At 64.3% G+C, this 21485-nt stretch carries 18 protein-coding genes; 6 read left to right on the forward strand and 12 right to left on the reverse strand.

Going from position 1 to position 21485, the window contains the following annotated elements; genetic code table 11:
* Positions 1-93 precede the first annotated feature (93 nt).
* Positions 94-816: an arylesterase gene (locus ACI6S0_RS05685; protein ID WP_434405269.1), complete on the reverse strand. Its 723-nt coding sequence runs from the start codon at positions 814-816 to the stop codon at positions 94-96.
* Here ACI6S0_RS05685 and ACI6S0_RS05690 point away from each other — a divergent pair.
* Together ACI6S0_RS05690 and ACI6S0_RS05695 are read left to right on the forward strand one after the other, a co-directional pair.
* Complete coding sequence (locus ACI6S0_RS05690; RefSeq protein ID WP_434405270.1) at positions 815-1504, forward strand: ABC transporter ATP-binding protein; 690 nt, start codon at positions 815-817, stop codon at positions 1502-1504. The genes ACI6S0_RS05685 and ACI6S0_RS05690 overlap by 2 nt on opposite strands.
* Entirely contained in the window at positions 1501-4017 is a 2517-nt protein-coding gene (locus tag ACI6S0_RS05695; protein ID WP_434405271.1) for an ABC transporter permease, read from the forward strand. Before ACI6S0_RS05690 ends, ACI6S0_RS05695 begins: the two co-directional genes overlap by 4 nt.
* 16 nt (positions 4018-4033) lie before the next feature.
* Here ACI6S0_RS05695 and ACI6S0_RS05700 read toward each other — a convergent pair whose 3' ends face one another.
* On the reverse strand, positions 4034-5083 hold the full coding sequence (locus tag ACI6S0_RS05700; protein WP_434405272.1) for a SphA family protein: 1050 nt from the start codon (positions 5081-5083) through the stop codon (positions 4034-4036).
* A 301-nt stretch (positions 5084-5384) separates the two neighbouring features.
* On the opposite strand from ACI6S0_RS05700, the gene ACI6S0_RS05705 reads away from it, so the two are divergent.
* A complete protein-coding gene (locus ACI6S0_RS05705) occupies positions 5385-6035 on the forward strand; it encodes a response regulator (protein ID WP_004207433.1) in 651 nt (216 codons plus the stop codon).
* A gap of 41 nt (positions 6036-6076) precedes the next feature.
* Here the strand turns inward: ACI6S0_RS05705 and ACI6S0_RS05710 are convergent, their stop codons facing one another.
* Positions 6077-7234, reverse strand: coding sequence for an ATP-binding protein (locus ACI6S0_RS05710; RefSeq protein WP_434405273.1), 1158 nt, complete (start codon positions 7232-7234; stop codon positions 6077-6079).
* 492 nt (positions 7235-7726) lie between these two features.
* Complete coding sequence (locus tag ACI6S0_RS05715) at positions 7727-8761, reverse strand: IS110 family transposase (RefSeq protein WP_423283039.1); 1035 nt, start codon at positions 8759-8761, stop codon at positions 7727-7729.
* Positions 8762-9264: 503 nt separating this feature from the next.
* Between ACI6S0_RS05715 and ACI6S0_RS05720 the strand changes: the two genes are divergently transcribed.
* Positions 9265-10092: an outer membrane beta-barrel protein gene (locus tag ACI6S0_RS05720; protein ID WP_434405274.1), complete on the forward strand. Its 828-nt coding sequence runs from the start codon at positions 9265-9267 to the stop codon at positions 10090-10092.
* Between the two features lie 45 nt (positions 10093-10137).
* Here ACI6S0_RS05720 and ACI6S0_RS05725 read toward each other — a convergent pair whose 3' ends face one another.
* Positions 10138-11052: a formylglycine-generating enzyme family protein gene (locus ACI6S0_RS05725; protein ID WP_051156873.1), complete on the reverse strand. Its 915-nt coding sequence runs from the start codon at positions 11050-11052 to the stop codon at positions 10138-10140.
* Between the two features lie 83 nt (positions 11053-11135).
* Positions 11136-11513 (reverse strand): YidH family protein, encoded by a 378-nt coding sequence (locus ACI6S0_RS05730; RefSeq protein WP_004207429.1) that lies wholly within the window; start codon positions 11511-11513, stop codon positions 11136-11138.
* A 555-nt stretch (positions 11514-12068) separates the two neighbouring features.
* On the opposite strand from ACI6S0_RS05730, the gene ACI6S0_RS05735 reads away from it, so the two are divergent.
* The gene (locus tag ACI6S0_RS05735) at positions 12069-12830 is read left to right on the forward strand and encodes a DUF2092 domain-containing protein (RefSeq protein ID WP_180275664.1); all 762 of its coding nucleotides are present in this window, start codon (positions 12069-12071) and stop codon (positions 12828-12830) included.
* On the forward strand, positions 12827-13444 hold the full coding sequence (locus ACI6S0_RS05740; protein WP_434405275.1) for a hypothetical protein: 618 nt from the start codon (positions 12827-12829) through the stop codon (positions 13442-13444). Before ACI6S0_RS05735 ends, ACI6S0_RS05740 begins: the two co-directional genes overlap by 4 nt.
* Positions 13445-13545: 101 nt before the next feature.
* Here ACI6S0_RS05740 and ACI6S0_RS05745 read toward each other — a convergent pair whose 3' ends face one another.
* From ACI6S0_RS05745 to ACI6S0_RS05770, 6 genes are all read right to left on the reverse strand, one after another.
* On the reverse strand, positions 13546-16344 hold the full coding sequence (locus ACI6S0_RS05745; protein ID WP_434405276.1) for a TonB-dependent receptor: 2799 nt from the start codon (positions 16342-16344) through the stop codon (positions 13546-13548).
* Between the two features lie 315 nt (positions 16345-16659).
* A complete protein-coding gene (locus ACI6S0_RS05750) occupies positions 16660-17400 on the reverse strand; it encodes a winged helix-turn-helix domain-containing protein (protein ID WP_434405277.1) in 741 nt (246 codons plus the stop codon).
* A complete protein-coding gene (locus ACI6S0_RS05755) occupies positions 17352-18371 on the reverse strand; it encodes a sulfotransferase (protein ID WP_434405278.1) in 1020 nt (339 codons plus the stop codon). The genes ACI6S0_RS05750 and ACI6S0_RS05755 overlap by 49 nt, the downstream gene beginning before the upstream one ends.
* Position 18372: 1 nt before the next feature.
* A complete protein-coding gene (locus ACI6S0_RS05760) occupies positions 18373-19530 on the reverse strand; it encodes a glycosyltransferase family 4 protein (protein WP_434405279.1) in 1158 nt (385 codons plus the stop codon).
* Positions 19523-20758, reverse strand: coding sequence for a glycosyl transferase (locus ACI6S0_RS05765; protein WP_434405280.1), 1236 nt, complete (start codon positions 20756-20758; stop codon positions 19523-19525). The genes ACI6S0_RS05760 and ACI6S0_RS05765 overlap by 8 nt, the downstream gene beginning before the upstream one ends.
* 140 nt (positions 20759-20898) lie before the next feature.
* A complete protein-coding gene (locus tag ACI6S0_RS05770) occupies positions 20899-21387 on the reverse strand; it encodes a nuclear transport factor 2 family protein (RefSeq protein ID WP_434405281.1) in 489 nt (162 codons plus the stop codon).
* Between the last annotated feature and the right edge of the window lie 98 nt (positions 21388-21485).

Here is a 21485-nt window from a genome sequence, read left to right on the forward strand (position 1 = left end):
CTAGAAGTGGACGTTCCTCCCCGTGCCGGGGAGGAACGTCTTGTTCCCACCCATTTTAGCCATTTTGACGGACACCCGATTTTCGCCCGCGGTCTACTCCCCCAACTGCCTGGCCACCAACGGCGCGACCTTGGCGGTGATGCGCTGGACGCCTTGGGGATTGGGGTGGATGCCGTCGGGCAGCAGCAGGCTGCGCTGGCCGATCACGCCGTCGAGGAAGAAGGGGTAGAGTAGCACGCCGTGCTTCTTTGCCAGATCGGGATAGATCGGGTTGAAGGCGGAGGCATAGTCTGGCCCCATATTGGGCGAGGCCATCATGCCGGTCAGCATCGCCGGGATGCCGCGCTTGTCTAGTTCGGTCAGGATGGCGTCGATATTGGTCCGGGTCGCCTGCGGGCTGAGGCCGCGCAGCATGTCGTTGCCGCCCAGGCCCACGAGGACCAGATCGGGCTTGCGCGGCAGGCCGTCGAGACCGAAGGCGAGGCGGGCGAGGCCGTCGGCGCTGGTGTCGCCCGACACGCCGGCATTGACGACATGGGCCTCGATCCCCTGTTTTGACAGGGCTTGTTCAAGTATGGGTGCAAAGCCCTGATCCTGCTGAAGATTATAGCCGGCATAGAGGCTGTCGCCGAATACGACGACCAGCTTGCCATCGGCGATTGGCTGTGTCGCCTTCGCTGTCATGTTCGCGGCGCCATTGTCGGCGGCGGGAAGCGCCTCTTGCTTCGTTGGGGAACAGGCGGCGAGCAGTTGGACAAGCAGCAGCGAGAACCCATATAGCCGGAAACCGTTCGCCAAGGAGCCTTCCTTCTTCATGCATGCGACCATCGATGCCCCCCATATCGCGATCCAGGCGCGCAATGTCACCCTCTCGCTCGGCAACACGCAGATATTGAAGGGGATCGACCTGGATATTCGTCGCGGCGAGAGCCTGGCGATATTGGGGGCGTCGGGATCGGGCAAGTCATCGCTGATGGCGATCCTGTCCGGGCTGGAGCAGGCGAGCGGCGGCACGGTCAGCGTGGCGGGCGTCAATTATCGCGCGCTCGACGAGGATGGGCTGGCGCGGGCGCGGCGCGGGCGGATCGGCATCATCCTGCAATCCTTCCATCTGTTGCCGACGATGACAGCACTGGAAAATGTCGCCGTGCCGCTGGAACTGGCGGGTCTGGCCGATCCGTTCGAGCGGGCGGCGCGGGAATTGACGGCGGTGGGCCTGAGCCATCGCCTGTCCCATTATCCCGCCCAGCTATCGGGCGGCGAGCAGCAGCGCGTGGCGATCGCGCGGGCCATGGCGCCCGATCCGGCGATATTGTTCGCGGACGAACCCACGGGAAATCTGGACCAGGCGACCGGCACGGCGATCATCGACCTGCTGTTCGCCCGGCAACAGGCGAGTGGCGCGACCCTGCTGATCATCACCCATGATCCGGCGCTGGCGGCGCGGTGCGACCGGACCGTCGAGATGCGCGATGGCCAGTTGAACGGCGAGGTTGCCGCGTGACGACATTGGGGTGGGGGGCAAGCTGGCGGATCGCGCGGCGCGACCTGCATGCCGGATTCCGCGGCTTGCGGCTGCTGTTCGTCTGCCTGTTCCTGGGCGTGATGACGCTGGCGGCGATCGGCAGCCTGACCAGCGCGATCACCGGCGAGATTTCGGCGCGAGGGCAGATGATCCTGGGCGGTGATGTCGAGATCGCCATGACCCAGCGGGTGATGGACGCGCGCGACCAGCAGGCGATCGCGCGGCTGGGCCGGATGAGCGAGACGGTGCGGCTGCGCGCCATGGTCCACAAGGGCGGCGGGCGCGAGGCGCCGCCGCTGCTGACCGAGTTGAAAGGCGTGGACGATGCCTATCCGCTCTATGGCACGCTGGCGTTGCAGCATGGACGCTATGCGCCGCTGGCGGCCGACCGCATCCTGATCAGCCCGGCCCTGGCGGAGCGGATGGCGATCGGCGTCGGTGACGCGCTGCGCTATGGCACGGCCGATTTCACGGTGGCGGCGATCATCGCCGACGAGCCGGACCGGGTGGGCGAGGGCTTTACCCTGGGGCCGGTGGCGATCGTGTCGATGGACGGGCTGGACCGCACCGGGCTGATCCAGCCGGGCAGCCTCTACCGTGCCAAATATCGGCTGCGCCTGCCCGCCGGGGCGGATGCGCAGGCGCTGCGCGAGCGGCTGGAGAAGCGCTATGTCGAGCAGGGTTGGGAATATAAGGACCGCGAGCGGGCAGCGCCGGGCACTAATCGCTTCATCGAGAATATGGGCCAGTTCCTGTCGCTGATCGGCCTGGCTGCACTGGTGATTGCCGGGATCGGCGTCAGCAATGGCGTTGCGTCCTATCTGGCGATCAAGCGCGGCGCGCTGGCGACCTTCAAGGTGCTGGGTGCGACATCGGCCGATATCCAGCGCATCTATCTGCTGCAGATCGGGGTGGTTGCGGGGCTGGCCATATTGGCCGGGCTGGTGGCGGGCGCGCTGTCGCCGCCATTGCTGGTCTGGGCGGCGGGCGACATGCTGCCGGTGGCGCCGGGCTTCCACCTCTATCCGCTGCCGCTGGCGACGAGCGCCGCCTATGGCCTGCTGATCGCGCTGATCTTCACCCTGCCGCCGCTGGCCCGTGCGCGGACCGAGCCGGTGGCGGCGATCCTGCGCACATTGGTCGACGGGCGGCGGCGGATCGACCGGCACACGCTGGTGCTGGTCGGCGGGGCGATCGCGCTGCTGGTTGCGGTCGTGCTGCTGACGGCGCGTACGCCGATGTTCGCCGCGGCGATGCTGGGCGCCATTACGGCGACCCTGTTGCTGCTGCTGGCGATGGGGCAGGGGATACGATGGCTGGCGCGGCGCATGCCCCATGCGCGGCGGCCGCTGCTGCGGCTGGCGCTTGCCAACCTCCATCGGCCCGGCGCGCAGACCGCGGCGCTGACCGTGGCATTGGGGCTGGCGCTGACCCTGTTCGTCACGCTGGCGGCGATCCAGACCAGCATCCAGGCGGAGATTGGCCGGACCGTGCCGAAACAGGCGCCCAACCTGTTCATACTCGACATGCCGGCCGGGGCGGAGGCGCAGTTTCGCGCCTTGATGGCCAGGCGCGTGCCGGCGGCGAAGCTGAATGTCGTGCCGATCCTGCGTGGCACGGTGACCGGCTATTCGGGCAAGCGCGTCGCCGACCTCAAGGAAAAACCGGAAGGGGCGTGGATCCTGCGCGGCGAGCGCGGCGTCACCTATAGCGCGACCCTGCCCGAGGGCAGCGAGATCGTGGAGGGACGCTGGTGGTCGCGCGATTATGTCGGGCCGCCGCTGGTGTCGCTCGACGCCGACCAGGCCAAGGCGCTGGACATCTGGGTCGGCGACCGCATCACCGTGTCGATCCTGGGCCGCGAGATCGAGGCGCGGGTCGCGTCGCTGCGCAAGATCAACTGGGACACGATGGGTTTCAACTATGTGATGGTCTTTTCGCCGAGCACGCTGGCGTCGGCGCCGCACAGCCTGACCGCGACGATCAGCCTGCCCGACAAGCGCCAGGAGCAGGCGGTGACCAGCGCGCTGCTGGCGAGCTTCCCCGGCGCGTCGGTGATCGAGGTGGGACAGGTGATCGGCCAGGTGTCCGGCCTGCTCGACCAGATGTCGGGGGCGATCCTGGCGGCGGCGTCGGTGACGGTGCTGGCGGGGGTCGCCGTGCTGATCGGCGCGATCGCGGCCGGGCGGCAGAGCCGCAGCTATGACAGTGTCGTGCTGAAGCTGCTGGGCGCCACGCGTGGCCAGATATTGGGGGCGCAGGCGCTGGAATATGGCGTGCTGGCCGGGCTTCTGGCGCTGGTGGCGCTGCTGCTGGGCGGGGCGGCCGCCTGGTATGTGGTGGTGCAGCTCTTCAGCTTTGGCTGGGCGCCCGACTGGGGCGTGGTGCTGGCGACGCTGGCGGGCGGGGCGGTGCTGACGCTGGGGATCGGCCTTGCCGGATCGATCCCGCTGATGTCGGTGCGGCCCGCAAGGGCGCTGCGGCAGCTATAGAGGGGATGCCCCGGCGCTATTGCGGGGGCATCTTCATGTAGAGCGGCAGGGTGAGGCTGAGGAAGAAGGCCTCGCCCTTCAGCCGGTTGGTGGCGTCGAGTTCTTTGAAGGCGCGCAGGCGGAAGGTCGCGGGCGAGCGGCCCATGGTGACATTGAGCGCGGCCGTGCCGCCGACGCCGACCACCTCACCCCGGAAGGCACCGAGCAGGGCGCCGCTGCTCTTGTCATCGCTGATCTGCTTGAGCCAATAGCCCTGGGCGCCGATGGAGAATTTCTTCGACAGCGCCTTTTCCACCGATCCTTCGAGGTGGAACTCGTTGCCGCTGTCATATTCCGTATAGTCATTCTTGCCGTTGAAGGTGACGCCTGCCTTGCCGGTCAGATCCCAGCCGCTTTCATCGTCATGCAGGCTGAGCGCGAGCGAGGTGTCGACCGCCCAGCGATGCAGCGCCAGATTGGCCAGCTGGTCCTCGCGATAATGGCCGACCGGGATGTTGACCATGCTACTGGCCTGGATGTGGAGCTTGCCCGCCTTCCAGCCGAGCATGGTGTTGAACACCGGATCGCCGACGACGAGCGCGGAATCATGGACGTTGAGGCTGCGCAGATTGCCGAACGGGCCGGTGACGACGGCATTGGCATCGATCATCGGCGCCCCGACCGGCACGGTCACGCCCATCGACAATGTGCCGCCCAGGAAATTGGTGGAGGGGACGACCAGCGTCGTCAGGAAATCGGCGACGATCGTTGCATCGAGGCCGGCGACGACATTGCCACCGACGACGAATTCCTTGCTGGCGCTCGCGCTGCCATTGTAGATGTAGATGGTGTCGTCGAAATAGACACCCTCCAGCGGCGGCATCACGGCGGTCGCTGGGCCGCCGGTGCCGGGAACATAGAGGCTGGCTGCGCCCTCGACGGCCTGGGCCGGGGTGCTGATCGCACCCGCCAGCGGCAGGAGAACGCCCAGCAGGCAGGTCTTCACGTTGCGCATCATCTGTCCCCAATTTCCCTGAAGGCCATGAAGCCCGGTGCCATCATCCATCGGCGCGGCGGGTGGGGCCATCGGGATAATCCCCGATCCGGTTGGGGGACGCTCGCATCGCAGAAAACCCTGTGATCGATGCTAAGATCAGGAAAATGCACGATAACCATGCTTTCCTCTCGCCAAGCAAAGCGGGACATGGCAGATTTTCCGCTGCCAGGCCCCGCGTGGGCCATGACGGAAAGGCCGATATTGGCGGCTTTGTGCGCTGTCGGGGCAATATCGGCCGATGCGGGGGAAAACCCCCATTGTTTCAGGCGGGCGGGCCGCAAAGATAGGCGGGCTCATCATGGGCGCCATCGGGAGTGGACAGGGGTAAGGGATGAGCAAGCCATTGACGCGGATATTGATTGCCGACGATCATCAGGCCTTGCGCCAGGGGGTTCGGACTTTCCTCGAAACCCAGGATCGCTGGCAGATCGTTGCCGAGGCATCGGACGGGCATGACGCGCTGAAGGCGGCGCGCGATACCCAGCCGGACATCGCGATCCTGGATTATTCGCTGCCGCTGATGAACGGGCTGGAACTGACCCGCGCGCTCAAGCAGGAATTCCCGCGGATCGAGATTTTGATCTATACCATGCATGATCGGGAGGATCTGCTGGTCGAGGTGCTGCGTGCGGGCGCGCGTGGCTATGTGCTCAAGTCCGACAGCGGCCAGCATCTGCAGTCGGCGGTTGAGGCGCTGTCGCTGCGCAAGCCCTATTTCTCGGCGGCGATTTCCGAAACATTGCTCGACCATTATGTGAAGAGCAGCGTGGCCGGCAGCAATGTCGCCACGCTGACCCCGCGCGAGCGCGAGATCGTTCAGTTGATCGCGGAGGGGAAGATCAACAAGCAGATCGCCCATCTGCTGGATATCAGCGTGAAGACGGTCGAGACCCATCGCGCGGCGGCGATGCACAAGCTGAAGCTGGGAACGACGGCGGAGCTGGTGCGCTATGCGGTGCGCAACAATATCGTCGAACCCTGATCGGCGGGCGGGCCTGATCCTGCGCCGCCGATCAGGCGAGGTCAGTCGGTCTGGCGGCGGCGCGGTATGGTCGCGGTGACGAGCGTTCCGGCGCCGGTGCGGCGGACTTCCAACTGGCCAGCGAGGGCCACGACCCGCTCCCGCATGCCCGACAGGCCGACGCCGACGATGTCGCGGCCCTGACCGTTGAGGATATGTTCGGGCACGCCCCGGCCATCATCCTCTATTTCCAGGGTGAAGCTGGTCTGGGTCCGTCGCAGGCGGACGACGGCGTGGCGGGCATCGGCATGTTTGTAGACATTGGCCAGTGCTTCCTGCGCGACGCGATAGAAGGCGATCTCCATGTCCGGGTCGCGCTTGATCGGTCCCGAAAGGCAGCGAAATTCGACCTGGAGCCCGGACCGGCGGGCGAAGCCGCGGGTGAAATGGGCGAGGGCCGCCTCGATACCATCCTCCGCCAGTTCGGGCGGATGGAGCAGATAGCTGAGCGTCCGCACCTGGTCCTGGATCGCCTTGAGCGAGATTTCCATGGCCTGATAGGCGTCGTTGGCCTGGGGGCTCATGTCGCTGTTGCGCAGCGTCATGAGGTTGAACTGCATCAGGGCCAGTTGCTGGGCCGTTTCGTCATGCAGTTCGCGGGCGATCCGCTTGCGCTCCTCTTCCTCCGCCTGCAGCATCGAGAGGTGGTAGCGACGGGGATTGGTGGTTTCGCTTTCCGGATCTTCATCGTCGAGATGGCTGAGGATGAACAGATCCTCGGCGCCCGGCAGGCGTTCGCCATGGACGACCATGCGGATGTCCTGCCCGGCGAGCGGGAAGCTGAGGGTCTGGCTGAAGGGCGTGTTGTGCTGACAGAGGGCGGCGACATGTTCGCTTACGCTGCGGGCATCCTGCGGCGGCGCGGCGAAACGCGCCTTGACGGCATAGTAGCTCTGGCCTGCCACGAGATTCAGGTCGAGGCCAACGGCGCGGAGATAGGGTTGGCAGGCGCCATTGATGGCCACGATGCAGGCATCGCGATCCACCACCACGATCTTGACCGGAATGCTGTTGATCAGGCGCTGCAGCTCTGCACGGGATGTTGTATGGGACGGACTCGGCGGAACCAGATAGATCGGCACGGGAACTGTGGCACTGCCACGTTCGTCACCGAAAAACTCCGGATAATAGGGTGCCCCCGCTTGATGTAGTTCGAGCATGACGTCTCCCTCACCAGCTAAAATGCCCTGTATCATTCGACCGGGGCGAAAGTCCCGGCGCGTAAAGATCATCTGCGCGGCAAATGCCGCGTGAAAATGGACTAACTAACGAGCGACCCTGTTATCAGGAAGTATACCGGGGGTATTTATATGTAGCAATGGTCGAGGCGATGCAAAAGTCGGAGTTTTTCGTGAACTTGAGATGCTTTCTGCATTGGTAGATATTTGGCATCTGTGGACGCCCCTTCGGATGCAAGCAGTAAATCGGGGTTTGTTGGCACGTAGTCGGATGCTGTCATCTGTCCGGCCTCGATGAGCAGCGCCATATGCTGCGGGCCAGTATGGGAGTTCGCGGACCGGATCCATTACAGGTTTACGCGCTTGGTTAGCGCTCTGCCATTCCCTGGTTCTTCCAGCCCCGTCTCGCCGACTGTTGTGCCATACCCTCCTTCGACCGCCTACGTCCCCGACGCCTCTGGCCGCTGCCTTGGCTTACGCCGCAACTGCTGCCGGAGCTCTGTAATCTTCATTTCTGGTGAGCAGTGCCCAGACCATGCGCGCCATCTTGTTGGCGAGCGCCACCGAGACGAGCATGCGCGGTTTGCGCGCGAGCATCCGCTCCAGCCACGAGCCGGCCGGCGCGCCGAACCGGCAGGCCTGACGCACCATCGAGCTACCTCCGATAATCAGTAGTCGCCTGATCGTCCGCTCGCCCATCTTCGATATGCTGCCGAGCCGCTGTTTGCCGCCGGTCGAGTGCTGACGGGGGGCGAGGCCAAGCCAAGCCGCGAAGTCGCGCCCCTTACGGAACGTCTCGACCGGCGGGGCCAGCGCGATGATGGCGGTCGCAGCGATAGGACCGATCCCTGGAATGGTCATTAGCCGCCTGGCCGCTTCATCCTCCTTAGCACGCCGTGCGATCTCACGGTCCAGCACGGCAATCTGCTTGTCGAGATCGGCCAGCATGTCGACCATGAGCTTGAACATGGGCCGTGCCGCTGCAGGCAGACTTGAAGTCATTTCCTCATCCTCGAGCAGGTCGGCGAGCATTGTCATATGCGCTGTGCCGCGCGGTGCTACCCAACCATACTCCGCTAGGTGCCCGCGAATGGCGTTGATCAGCTGAGTGCGCTGCCGCACCGCTAGGTCACGTGTGCGGAACACGAGCCCTGCGGCCTGTTGCTCTTCGCTTTTCACCGCCACGAAGCGCATGCCTGGGCGCTGCGCAGCCTCGGCAATCGCTTCAGCATCAATCGCATCGTTCTTGTTCCGCTTCACGAATGGCTTCACGTAAGATGGTGGGATCAGCCGCACATCGTGCCCCATCGTCTGTAACTGACGCGCCCAATGATGGGCGCCGCCGCACGCCTCGAGCGCTACTATGCATACCGGCTGACCTGCAAAGAACTCGAGCAGCTTTGCTCTCGTCAGCTTGCGGCTGAACACCATCGCACCCCGCTCGTCAGCGCCATGCGCATGGAAAACGTTCTTGGCGATATCCAGACCGATTGTGGTAACCTGTGACACGGACGCCTCCTCAGTGGTGCTTCAACACCTCCACTTTGCCATAAAGGCTGTCGGGGGGCGTCCACCCCATCAGGTTTCTGCCACGAAACCTATGGGAAATGGGCATTTAACAGCGTTAATGGACTAAAGTATGACATTGTATACTTTGAAGAAATGTGAGTTTTATGTATAATTTTAGGTCTAAGGAAATATACCTACTGTAACGCGCGGATGTGGTCGGCGGCCTGCTCGACGCTCCTGAGTCGCGCATGTCGGATGGATGGTTGAGCGGCCTGATTTGACGACCGGGTATTTACCCCGAGATGGGGGGATCGGCCCGCACGGCATTTTCCGGCCGCTTTACAGGCCAATGGTGATGACGGCATCGGGTTTACCCCGGCAACATTCTCCGCTCTCCTAGGCAATGACCCCGATGCCCAAGCTCTACGCAAGGGCGCACAAGGGGGGGCAGGCGTCATGGCCGCCACATCAAATGAGCGGCCGCTGGCCACAAGGAGGACGAAATGGCGCGTCACAGCATCAGGCTTGGCGGCATTTGTGTCGTGATGACGTGGGTAGCCGCAGCACCCGTGCATGCGCAATCGCTCGACGACAAATATTGGATCGAGGTGGGGGCCTATTGGCCATCGGTCAGTTCCCATGTTCGGGTCGCGCCAGCCTCCAATCCGGATGGCGGCACGAATATCGACCTGGAATCGGACCTTGATCTCGACAAGCACAAGGCGTTGCCGCAGGTCGCGGCGGGGATCAGATTGGGCGGCAACTGGTCGGTGATGGGCGAATATTATTCGCTGAGCCGTAACGGGTCAAAGACGGTGGCGCGCGATATAGTCTTTGACGATGTCACCTATCCGGCCGGGGTGCGCGTGGAAAGCGGCTTCGATAGCGACGTGTATCGGCTGACCTTCGGCTATGCGTTCGTGAGCACCCCTGACACCCGCGTCGGCGCGGCGCTGGGGCTGCATGCGACCGATTTCACCCTGACGCTCAAGGGGGATGCCCGATTGGGCGAAACCCAGGTGAGCGGGACGCAACGTCGTCGCAAGGCGCTGGCGCCGCTGCCGACGGTGGGGCTGTTCGCGACGCAGCGGATCGCCACCGACCTGACGCTGAGCGCAAGGGCGGATTATCTGTCGCTCAAGGTCGACGATTATAAGGGCCGGCTGCTCAACGCCGAAGCGGCGATGACCTGGCGTTTTGCCCGGAATGTCGGGATCGGCGCGATGTGGCGCTACGTCAATTATCGGGTCGATGTCGACAAGGATAACTGGGCCGGGCGGATGAAATATCGGTTCAGCGGCCCGGCGGTCTTCATGCAGGTCGGGTTCTGACAGGAAAGGGCGTCGTGCGGGTCGGCGCGACGCCCCTTCTGCCTGTCAGACGGCGCGGATCACGCAGCGAAAGCCGATATGGCTGGTCGAGGAGTCGATCGCCTGGGCATGGCGCGCAGCGGGGCGATAGCGCCGGCAATAGCTGGGCGCACAGAGGTGCGAGCCACCCTTCAGGACACGGCGGGGGATGAGGATGTGCGGCTGGTGCGGGTCATAGCTGGCTTCGCGCGCCTGGTTGAGCGGGTTGCGCGGCGCGCAGCAGGGGCGCGAGGGATCGGCCTGGTGCCGGGCGGCATAGAAATCCTCGGTCCATTCCCAGACATTGCCGATCATGTCGGACAGGCCATAGCCATTGGCGGGGAAGCTGCCGACCGGCGAGGTGCGCTCATAGCCGTCGATCAGCAGATTTTCGGACGGGAAATTGCCCTGCCAGAAATTCGCCATCGCCTTGCCATCAGGCAACAGTTCGTCGCCCCAGGCAAATTCCTGGCCATCGACGCCGCCACGCGCGGCAAATTCCCATTCCGCTTCCGTGGGCAGCGCCTTGCCCGCCCAGGCGGCATAGGCAGCGGCATCGTCATAGGTGACATGGACCACCGGATGATCGTCGAGATCATCGATCGAGGAGTCCGGGCCGAGCGGATGGCGCCAGTCGGCGTCGAAGACATAGCGCCACCACTGGCTCCAGTCATGCAGCGGCACGGGGCGTTCGGTCGGCGTGAAAACCAAGGAGGCGGGGCGCAGCATGTCCGGTTGGGCGCCGGGATAATCGTCCGGATTGGGGGCGATCTCCGCCGTGGTGCGATGGCCGGTCGCCTCGACGAAGCGACGGAAGTCGCGATTGGTGACGGGGGTGGCATCGATCCAGAAGGCGTCGACCTCGACCGGATGGGCCGGCGCTTCCTCGGGATAATGATGGTCCGACCCCATGATGAAGCGGCCGCCGGGAATATGGATCATGTTGTCCGGCGCAGTGGCCGCAGGGGCGAGGGGGGATGGCACGGTCAACCGATACTCCTTGTCTGTCGATCCTGTTGATGCGCCTATACGGCGCGCGTCGCAATGGCCGCGAACAGGGCGATGCCGGCCACGCACATGATCAGCGCCATGACCAGCACCGGCCGGCCCAGATGAAACTGGTTGGTCTGCTTGAGGTCGGAGAGCGTCATCCAGTAACCCCATGTGCCAAGCAGGATGGCCAGCGTGCCCATGCCGGCGAGGAACAGGCCGATATGCTGCGGGCTCTGGGAATCGCCATGGCCCGTCTTCTCCGTTGCGGCGTCGAGAAATTTGTAGATGGTGAAGCCGAAGCTGAGCATCGAGAGCGAGGTGCGAATCCAGGCCATCAAGGTGCGATCGGCGGCCATGACGGTGCGTTTTGCACCCAGATCGGCTGGCAGATTGGGAATGTCTTCCGTCATGATCGCCGCTCCATCAGCGAGAAATCTTGCGGTGATCCTAAGCGTGCCGTCGGGGATTGGCGATCATGATAAACCCTGGGACGGCACAGTAACGATCTGTTCCCGGTGCGCGGGCGCAAAGCGGCGCGGAGCGTTGGATAGCAGCATGTTAGGCGCGCGCCGGATGACGGGCATCGGCGCAAAAGGCCGATCAGGGCAAATCCCGACTTGGCCGGCCCCGGCGGCGCTCTAGCTTGATAGCGACAGGACAAGGCCGGGATGGTGCGCAAATGACCACCCGGCAGCAGGGATCGGCCGGGACTACCGGCCCATGAAATGACTGCCACCCATCCCCCCGGGTGTGGTCATGCATCAGGCGGGAAGAAGGACTGCACTTTCCGCCTGATGCTCCGTCAGGCTCAGGCCCTGCTCGGAAAGAAATGCTCCCAAATCGGCAATTATCCCGATGGGCCGTATCGGCGGAACAGCGATAGTCGGCCGCAGCAAGGGAGATGGCGTCCGATGGCTGCATCGCGCATCTCGCCGCGCGTCCGATCCGGGCAGAAGGAGCTTGTGATGAGGTCTAGGATAAAATGTCTCTGTGTGCCGCTGGCGCTGCTGGCCGCATCCACTGCCCATGCGCAGACTGCCGCGCCGGCGGCGGGCGTGGTCGAGCCGGCGGCGATGGACGCCATGGACAAGATGAGCGCCAAGCTGATCTCGCTGCCCGGCTTCGCGCTGAAGGCCGATGTCACGACCGAAGTGGTGCTGGATACCGGGCAGAAGCTGCAGTTCACCGGTGCGCTGGACATTCAGGTCCACAAGCCCGACGCGTTCAAGATCGTCGCCACATCCGACATCCAGAACCGCGAATATTATTTCGGTGGCGGCAAGTTCACGGTGCTGGCGCCGCGGCTGAACTATTATGCCAGCGTGCCGGTGACTGGTTCGATCGGCCAGTCGCTCGACAGCCTGCGCACCACCTATGGCATCGAACTGCCGCTGGCCGACCTGTTCACCTGGGGCACGGACCAGACGCTGCGCAGCCGCATAAAGTCGGGCTATGTCATCCGCCCCGAGACGATCGATGGCCGTACCTGCACCCATTATGCCTTCCGCCAGGAAAAGGTCGACTGGCAGATATGGATCGAGGACAGCAGCCAGTTGCCCTGCAAGATGGTGATCACCGACACGAACGATCCGTCGATGCCGCAATATAGCGCGCTGATGCGCTGGGACGGCAGCGCGCGACCGTCGGCGGCTGACCTCGCCTTCACCGCGCCGGCCGGCGCCAATCCGATCCGCATGGTGGACCTGAGCAAGGGAGAGGCGAAATGAGCATGGAGGCAAAACGCGGCCTGGCCATCATCGCATCGCTTGCCCTGATGGCTGAACCGGTCGTCATCGGTCGGGCCATGTTGTCATCGGCGGCGCTGGTGCTGGGCATGACCGCTTCGACGGCAGAGGCGGCGCCGCCCCGGAACCGCGGTAATCGCGGTGGCGGCGGGCGCGCACGACCGGCGCGGCCCTCGGGTGGCGGCCATGCGGCGCGGCCGGGCAATTCCAATCCCGGCGGGCGGCCGGGCGTGCGCGGCGGATCGGTCAACAATGTCAATCACAACCGGCATCACAACACGGTCAATAATGTCCATGTAAATGTCGATCATGGCGGTGGGCATCATGGGGGCGGTCCGGACCGCTACGACCATTATGATCATCATCGCCATGACCGGTGGGATGATGATTGGGACGATCACTGGCATCCGGTGGCGACCGCGGCTGCGGTGACGCTGACGGCGGCGGCGATCGGGTCGATCGTGCGCAGCATTCCGCCGGATTGCTCGACCGTGGTGGTCAACGGCATCAGCTATTCGCAGTGCGGCAACAGCTGGTATCAGCCGCAATATGTCGGATCGTCGGTGCAATATGTGGTGGTCAATCCGCCGCGCTGATGCGCCGGTCGATCAAAGGAAAAAGCGGCCGTCCGAAAGGGCGGCCGCTTTTTTGTGGGGCAGGTGCCGGACGGGCGAGGGGTGCCCGTCCGGCAGAGCGATCAGAACTTGACCGAGGCGTTCACGAAGAAGGCGCGGCCATATACGTCGTAGGTCGACGGATAGGTGTTCGACTGCTGCTGGTTGTCGCCCATGATCGGCGGCTTCTTGTTGAACATGTTGTTCATGCCCAGCGACCAGCCGAAGGTTTCCGTCGCCTGCACCTGAAGGCCGAGGTCGAACAGGTTGTAGGCCTTGATCTTCTCGACGGTATAGGTGGTCGTATCGTCGTCGTCGCGGACGCTCGACAGATAGCGATGGGTCAGGCCCAGGGTGATCGGGCCGCTGCTCCAGGTGATGCGGTTGTTGAGCCGCAGCTTGGAATAGGGATCGCCGCAATAGACGCCGAAGCGACCGGCACAGCTCTGGTTCAGTTCCGGGATCGCCGCGACCGGGTTCAGGTCGTAACGGATCAGACGGGTGCCCGCGACGCGGAAGCTGAGCTTGCCGGTCTTGGCGCCGAACACGCCGAAGTTGAGCGGCAGGCTGTAGTTCATCTCGAAATCCACGCCCTCGGTCTTGAGACCGCCGGTGTTGGACAGGAGATTTTCCGCGCCTTCGATCGCATAGCTGTTCTCGTTGCGCGGCAGCAGCGAGCAATAGCTGCTGTCATAGGGCGTCCAGCCATTGGACTGATCGCCATAGCAGGCCTTGATGATGTTCGCGGTGCCCGGCGTCGAAATGTAATTGTCGATCTTGATATGGTAATAATCGACCGTCAGGCTGAAGCGCGGCAGGAAGCTGGGCTGGAGCACGACGCCCGCGGTCCAGGTGTCCGACTTTTCCTCACGCAGGTTCGGGTTGCCGCCGGTGATCGAGTCGATCTGCGAGCTGCCACCGTTGATGTCGGTGCCGAGCGCGCTCGACGGAACGCCGGTCGCGACGCAGCTGGCCGCCAGGCTGGCATTGGTGGTCGCGTCCTCGGTCGAGCAGGGATCGTTCGCGGTCGGGAAGTCCTGCGACTGGCCCGAATAGAGATCCGCGACGGTGGGCGCACGCACCGCCCGGCTATACTGGCCGTGGAAGGTGACGTCCTTGATCGGCGCATAGATGAGGCCGGCTGAGAAGGTGCCGACATTCTTGGCTGCGGTCGAGTAATGCGAGAAGCGATAGGCGCCGTTGAAGTCGAGCTTGTGGACCAGCGGCAGATCGGCGAGCAGCGGCACGTCGATTTCGGCGAACAGTTCCTTCACATTATAGCCGCCCGACAGGCCCTCACCGGCGTTGAAGCCTACGACGTCGCCCGAGGACAGGGCATAGTCCGGATCATAGCTGCCATGTTCGGAGCGATATTCGGCGCCGAAGGCGATGCCGGCCGGGCCGGCGCCCAGATCGAACAGATTGCCGTTGGTGACGGCGAAGCTGGCGACCTGTTCGGTCACGGTGCTGACATTCTCGACCGGGATCGAGATGAAGGCGGCGGCTTCGCTGCTGATATTGCCTTCGCCGAAGATGTTCAGCGGGACGCAGCCATTGCTGGTGTCCAAACAGACCAGATTGCCGTCGCTGTCATAAGTGGTCTTGAGCGCCTGCTCCACGCGGCTGCGCGATACGTTGCCGGTCTGGGTTTCGACCTGCTTGGTGCGCGAATAGCTGTAATAGCCGTCATAGTTCCAGTCGCCGGCAATCTGGCCCTTGGCACCGATCAGGGTGCGATAGGCGGTATTGTCGACATTGGAGATGCGGGCGCCGACCTCGTTGAGGCGGCGATAGATGGCGGCGGTGGCATATCCATCGCCATCGGTGTCCGCGGCCGACAGCAGCGCCTGCGATTCCGGCGAGAGGAAAGAGGAGTCGATGTCGAGCGAGACCGAACCGGTGAACGGCGTGGACGCCAGGCGGTTCTTCACCCGGTTGTTGATGAACTGACCCTCGGCATAGACGGTCAGGTGATCGTTGACGTCATAATGGGTCTGGGCGCTCAGCAGGATGCGCTTCTGGGGCACCTGTAGATAATTGTCCGGCGCATAGTTGTAGGCGTCGGTCGTCGCGTCATAGGCCGAATAGCTGCCGTCCTGGTTGAACTTATACTGGGTGCCGGCCAGGGCGAAGCGGGTGCCGGGGATCGAGCCCGAGCCGCCGGCGGCCAGGCCGCCATCGCCGTCATCGGTATAGGCCTGCTTGGTGTAGCTGCGGGCCGACTGCTGGACGGCGTCGCGCTTGGTGTAATCGATGTAGAAGGTGGCGTTGCCGCGACCGTCGGCGAAATTGCCGCCCATCAGCAGGTTGGTGTTGAAGGTGCCGCCGTCGCCTGCCTGGTTGATGCGATAATTGGCGTTTGCTTCGACGCCGGAAAAGTCGCGCTTGGTCACGAAGTTGATGACGCCGGCGATCGCGTCCGAACCATAGACGGCGGAACGGCCGCCCGACACGACTTCGACATGGTCGATCAGGCCCGCCGGAACGGTGTTGAGATCGACGATCTGGTTGGAGTCATAGGAGACGTAGCGACGGCCATCGACCAGCACCAGGGTGCGGTTGGCGCCCAGGCCGCGCAGGTCGGCCGTGGACACGCCGCCGCCCGGATTGTTGGATGCCGCCGTCGTGCTGGGGATCAACTGGGGCAGGTCATTGATGATCGATTCGACGTTGACCTTGCCGCTGAGCTTCAATTCCTGCGCGCTGACGATCGCGATCGGCGATGCCTGCTGCAGGTCGGGCCGGGCGATACGCGAACCGGTGACGACGATGGTGTCGCTGGTCGCGCCGTCATCCGCCGCGCTGGTCTGCGCGAAGGCCGGGGTCGCCAGGCCGAGCAGGATGGTCGACGCCGAAAGGCGCCGCAGGATGTGAGACGGCATGAAAATAATCTCCCTTGGGATTTTTATCCCGGCCCGCGCCCTGTTGGTTTGTCCTTGGGATGACGCGAGCCGATGAAGAGATTTGTATGCGTGCGACGAAGTGCGTCAACGCGATTTGCCGTGTTTCACAAAGGTTTAACAAATCTGTTGCCAATAAAAAACAGATATGGCGATAGATTTGATCATGTTGTGAAATGTTACGTATGTTTCAGGGGATTTCATGATTTGAGAAATTGGAAAATTATATTGTATTCATAACGAAAAATGCCCCGCATATCTCCATATGCGGGGTGATAAATTCGACTTGTATTTTGATCAGTTGGCGGCGTTGCCAGCCGTGACGGGGTGGACGAAGATATAGCCTTCGTTGCGCACGGTGCGGATCGTCTGTCCCTTGAGGCCGCCAGCCGACAATTTGCGACGCAGACGGCACAGCTGGACATCGATGGCGCGGTCATAATGGTCGCTCGACGCGCCATAGACCTGGTCGAGCAACTGGTTGCGGTTCAGCACCTGGCGCGCATTGGCGACGAAGACGCGCAGCAACTGATATTCGCCCTCGGACAGCGAGATGGTGCCGCCGGTCGGATCGAACAACTGACGGGTGGTGAGGTCGAAGCGCCAGCCCTGGAAGGCGACCCAGCTATTGTCGCGCGGGACCGTAGCCATGGTGCCGGCATCAGCCTGGCGGCGACGGGCGCGCAGCGCCGCATTGGCGCGGGCGAGCAGTTCGCGGGCGTTGCAGGGCTTGGTCAGATAATCTTCCGCGCCCATTTCCAGGCCCAGGATGCGATCAATGTCGCTGCTGGCGCGGCTGTGGATGATGACCGGAATGCGCCGCTCGAACGCAAATTCGCGCAGCAGGCCGGCAGTATGCTGGCCCGGCATCATCGGTTCGGCGATCAACAGGTCATAATGACCCTCTTCCGAAAGGCGGCGCATGTCGGCGAGATTGGCGGCGGTGTCGACGTCGAAGCCATAGCGGCCGAAATAGTCCGACAGCGACGTCAGCAGTGCTGCGTCATCGTCGGCAAGGAGGATGTGGCTGTTCTGCATGATCGAGCATAGGACGGCGCCGGTCCGGCCATCCCGTCGCGTGATTTTGCGTCGCGGCATGTCTGTTGTTCCAGTCGGTCGGCAATGGCTGCCTCGCCATGCCGATAATAGTCGTTGAAATGGGCGATGGCGCCCTCGTCCAATATGTCGCGCATGCGCAGCGGACGGCCGAAGCGGCCCGAGGCATTGGCGCGGCGGAGCAGCTTGCGGCTGAGCCCATACCAGCCGGGCAGATGGAGCAGGCAGTCCTTGTCCGCGACGGCGCGCCGGGTGAAGAGATTGGCGGCGCGAAAGGCCCAGAGCAGCAGCCGGCCGGGGGAGGGGTTGCGTGTGCCCCAGTCCAGCCGGTCGAGCGCGACATCCAGCCCGAAACGGGCGGCATAGGCGGCGGCGAAACCGCGCGGATCGACGCGAAAATCCTCATAGCGGAAGACATGGACATTGTCCGCGCCGAACAGCCGGTCATAATGAGCGATCAGCCGGGCATAGTCGAAATGCTCACGGCGGAAGCCGGGCGCCTCGTCCCGCTCGGGCGCCACCGGGCCGAGCCGGTCGCGACCGAACAGATAACGATGGATGCCGAAGGTGCCGCCGCCCTTCACATATTGAAGATAGGCGGACGCGATGGCGGAGCAGGGATCGCGCACGAAGATGACGATCTGCGCGCCGGGCAGCGTATCGCGGATGCGGCCGGCGACATCCTTGGAAAGATTGCCGGCCAGCCCGCCATTATGCAGCCCGCCGCTCAGATTTTCCTCGCACAGGATGATGTCGTCGCGGTCCTGGCCCAGTCTGTGGCGGGCCTGGTCCGGCTCGAAATGCAGCGCGCCGGCCTCCAGAAAGGCGGCCCGCGCGACGGCGCGGGGCAGGTAGCGACGATTGCGGACGGCGGGATAGAAAATATCCTGGAACCAGGTGGTTCCGGTCTTGTGATAGCCGATATGGATGATGGGGCCCCTGTAGATGCGCATCCTATCCTCCTTCGGTGAGTGCGGGCGTGCTGCGAGACGGGGCGGGGCGGCGGGTCGGCAGTTCGTGCAGCACGAGGCGACAATGCCGTTCCCACGACAGGTTGTTCGCGGCCCAGACTCGCGCCTGATCGCCCAGCCGGCGGCAGAGTGCGGGATCGCGCGCCAGCAGCGCGAGCGCTGCGCGCAATGCGCTGGGGGAATTGCCGTCGACGACCAGGCCGGTGACGCCGTCGCGAACCAGTTCGGCCGGGCCGCCATCCGCGCCGACGATGCAGGCCAGCCCCTGTGCCATGGCATCGGCGACGCTGAGGCCGAACCCTTCCACCTCGGCGCCGTCCTCCAGCGCGATCTGGGGGTGGAGGAAGATGTCGGCGTCGCGATATTGCTCGGCCAGTTCCGCGTCGGAGACATAGCCGGCCAGGCGGACATGATCCTCCAACTGGTGGCGGCGCACGGTCTGCTGGATGCGGATGCCGTCCACGCCGCGGCCGACGATGGTGTAGTGGAGTGAGGCTTCCTCGCGCAGGCAGGCGGCGGCGGCGTCGATCGCGGCCGGAATATTCTTGCGCGCGACGAGGCGGCAGACGGTCAGTATCTGGGCCGGTGCGTCGCCATATTGGAACGCGGTGGCGGGACGGTCGGCCGGCATGCGCACCCCGTTCCAGGCGACGATGGTGCGCGCTGCGAGATCGGGCAGGCGCTGCACCAGCAGGTCGCGGGTGACGGCGCTGACCGCGACGATGCGCCGGGCGCGGCGCAGCACCAGCCGCAGCAGGGCGAAGGCACCGCCGGCCGGGCGACCGACTTCCCGGCCATGGATCGTCACGATGAGGGGGCGAGGAAAGAGGAGGGCAGGCAGGGCCGCACGCCAGGTGCAGGCATGGATCGCCTGTGGGCGCTCGCCGCGCAGCCAGGCGCCGGCCATGGCGCGGAACAGCCGGCCATAGACCCGCAGGCGCGAGGCCGGGCCGACATCGATCAGTTCGACGCCGTCGCTGCTGACCCGGCGCGGGCCGGCCGAGGATTTGGCGAACAGGGTGACGCGCCAGCCCAGCGCGGCATAGGCGCGGGCGGTTTCTGCCACATAGGTCTGGACACCGCCTTCATCGGGCGCATGGACGCGGGCGACGAGCCAGAGGCGGCGATCGGCATCAGCCATGGCGCAGCGCCTCCCGCAGCTTATAGGGTGTCGGAACTGGGCTCGCTGCCGGTGCGCCGCGCGTCAGATAATCCGCGACCGCCCTGGCCGCGCGCGCCGAGGCGGGCGCGCCGCCGCTGGTGAAGGTATCGGACAGGCCGCGTCGCTGGGCGGCGTCATACATGCCATGGGCGGCCATGGCGGCGGCGACCTTATCGGGGATGCGATCGGCGGATTCATGGACCGGGCCATAATGCCAATGGGCATAGTTGGGATCGTCGCGCCACTGCGCGCCATGGCCGTTGAGGAAGAGGCAGGGGCGCGGCGTGGCGATGAATTCGTAGATCTGGCTCGACACGTCGCCGATATAGGCGGCGGCAAGCTGGACATAGCTCATGTCGACGCTTGCCCGGCTGCCCAGGTCGACATGGATGTGCGGCAGGCCGGCAAACTCGGCCAGCATGCGCTCGGCTACGGCGCGCTTGCGGCGATTGTCGAACAGGCGGACATGGGGCGCGACGATCAGGTTGAACCGGTCATCGGCCGCGAACTGGCGCAGCACATCCATGCCCATCGCCTGCCAGGAGGAGAGGCGCGGCGAGAAATGCGGGTTGTAGAGGATGATCGGGCGATTGTCGGTGAAGGGGCTGGCCGGGCGCTGGCCCCGGGTCAGGTCGAACTTGCCATAGCCGGCAATGGCGTAATGATCCTCGCGGATCAGGCCCTGTGCCAGCATCCGGCGGCGCTGCTTCTCGCCCGCCAGCAGGACGAAGTCGAACAGGGCGATGCGCGGATCATAGCCGACCGCCCGGTCGCCCGCGCCATGACAGGTATGGATGAAGCGGCTGTCCGCCAGACCCAGACGGCGCAGCAGCAGCGAGGTGCGTTCGGGCACGACGATTGCGTCATAGCGGGCGAGGCGGCGGCGCGCGGCGAGCAGGGTGGCGAGCTTGGGTGGGCTGGCATGGCCCGACAGATGGGACAGGGTGCGCAGCCAGATATTGTCGAGATGGATGAAGTTCAGCCGGCCGCCGCCATGACGGGCCGCCAGGTCGCGGGCCAGCGCAATATGATCGGCCCCGGCGGCGATGATATCGACGCGAAAGCGTGGATCATGCGACAATTCCAGTGCCAGCGGCATGGCGTGCAGAAGATGATGGATCTGCGCGTTGAAGAAGAAGCAGATCGACTGCGTCTTCCTGTCTGTCTTTTCGGTCCGGGCCGGGAAATTGATCGGCTGTTGTATCACGCTGCACTCCGCGTCTGACGCTGGTCAGGCGGAGTGTCTGCGAGTGATTTTGCCCGGCGATTTCAGATTGCGGCGATGTCTGTAACATTGTGCGCCGGGTTCGGCATTTCCATGTCAGCCTTGCCGGGCGGCGAACTGCCCTATTTCCGGACGACGGCGGCGTTGAGGAACGGATCATTGCCAATGAACATCGGCGTGCTATCGAACAGCGAGATGCGCCATTCGCCGTCCGCATCCCGGCGGAATTCCATGCGGCAATCGGCGACGATGGTCGGGCCGACCAGGTTCAGGATCGGCGCCTTTCCCTCACCCGAATAATTGACCAGCATGAACTGCGCGCTGCCATGGTCGGCGGCCGGGAATTGAATGCGCATGTTGGTGATGGTGTGCCGCTGGGTGCGGACGCCGTCCTTCTGCTGGGTGGCGACGCGCACGTTGCGGGCGGTGTAGAAGGCGGTGATGGGGCCATGGCCCTGATGCAGCGTGCCGCCGACCAGATAATGGCAATCGTCGGTACAGAGCGGCGCGACATTCATGCCGCCGTTGAGGTCCAGATCATAGCCCCAGTCGATTACCAGTTGCTCGATCTCCAGCGCGGCAATGGCGGTTTCGGCGGTGAAGCGGGGCATTATCCTCATCCTTTCCTATGGCATGCTGCTCTTTCCGACAGCTTGTGCGCATGGGGATGGACGCCCGCAAGCATAGAGGGCTCCGCCGTGGCGATGCT

Source organism: Sphingobium sp. DN12 (genome assembly GCF_051058005.1).
In the GTDB taxonomy this organism is placed as follows: domain Bacteria; phylum Pseudomonadota; class Alphaproteobacteria; order Sphingomonadales; family Sphingomonadaceae; genus Sphingobium; species Sphingobium yanoikuyae.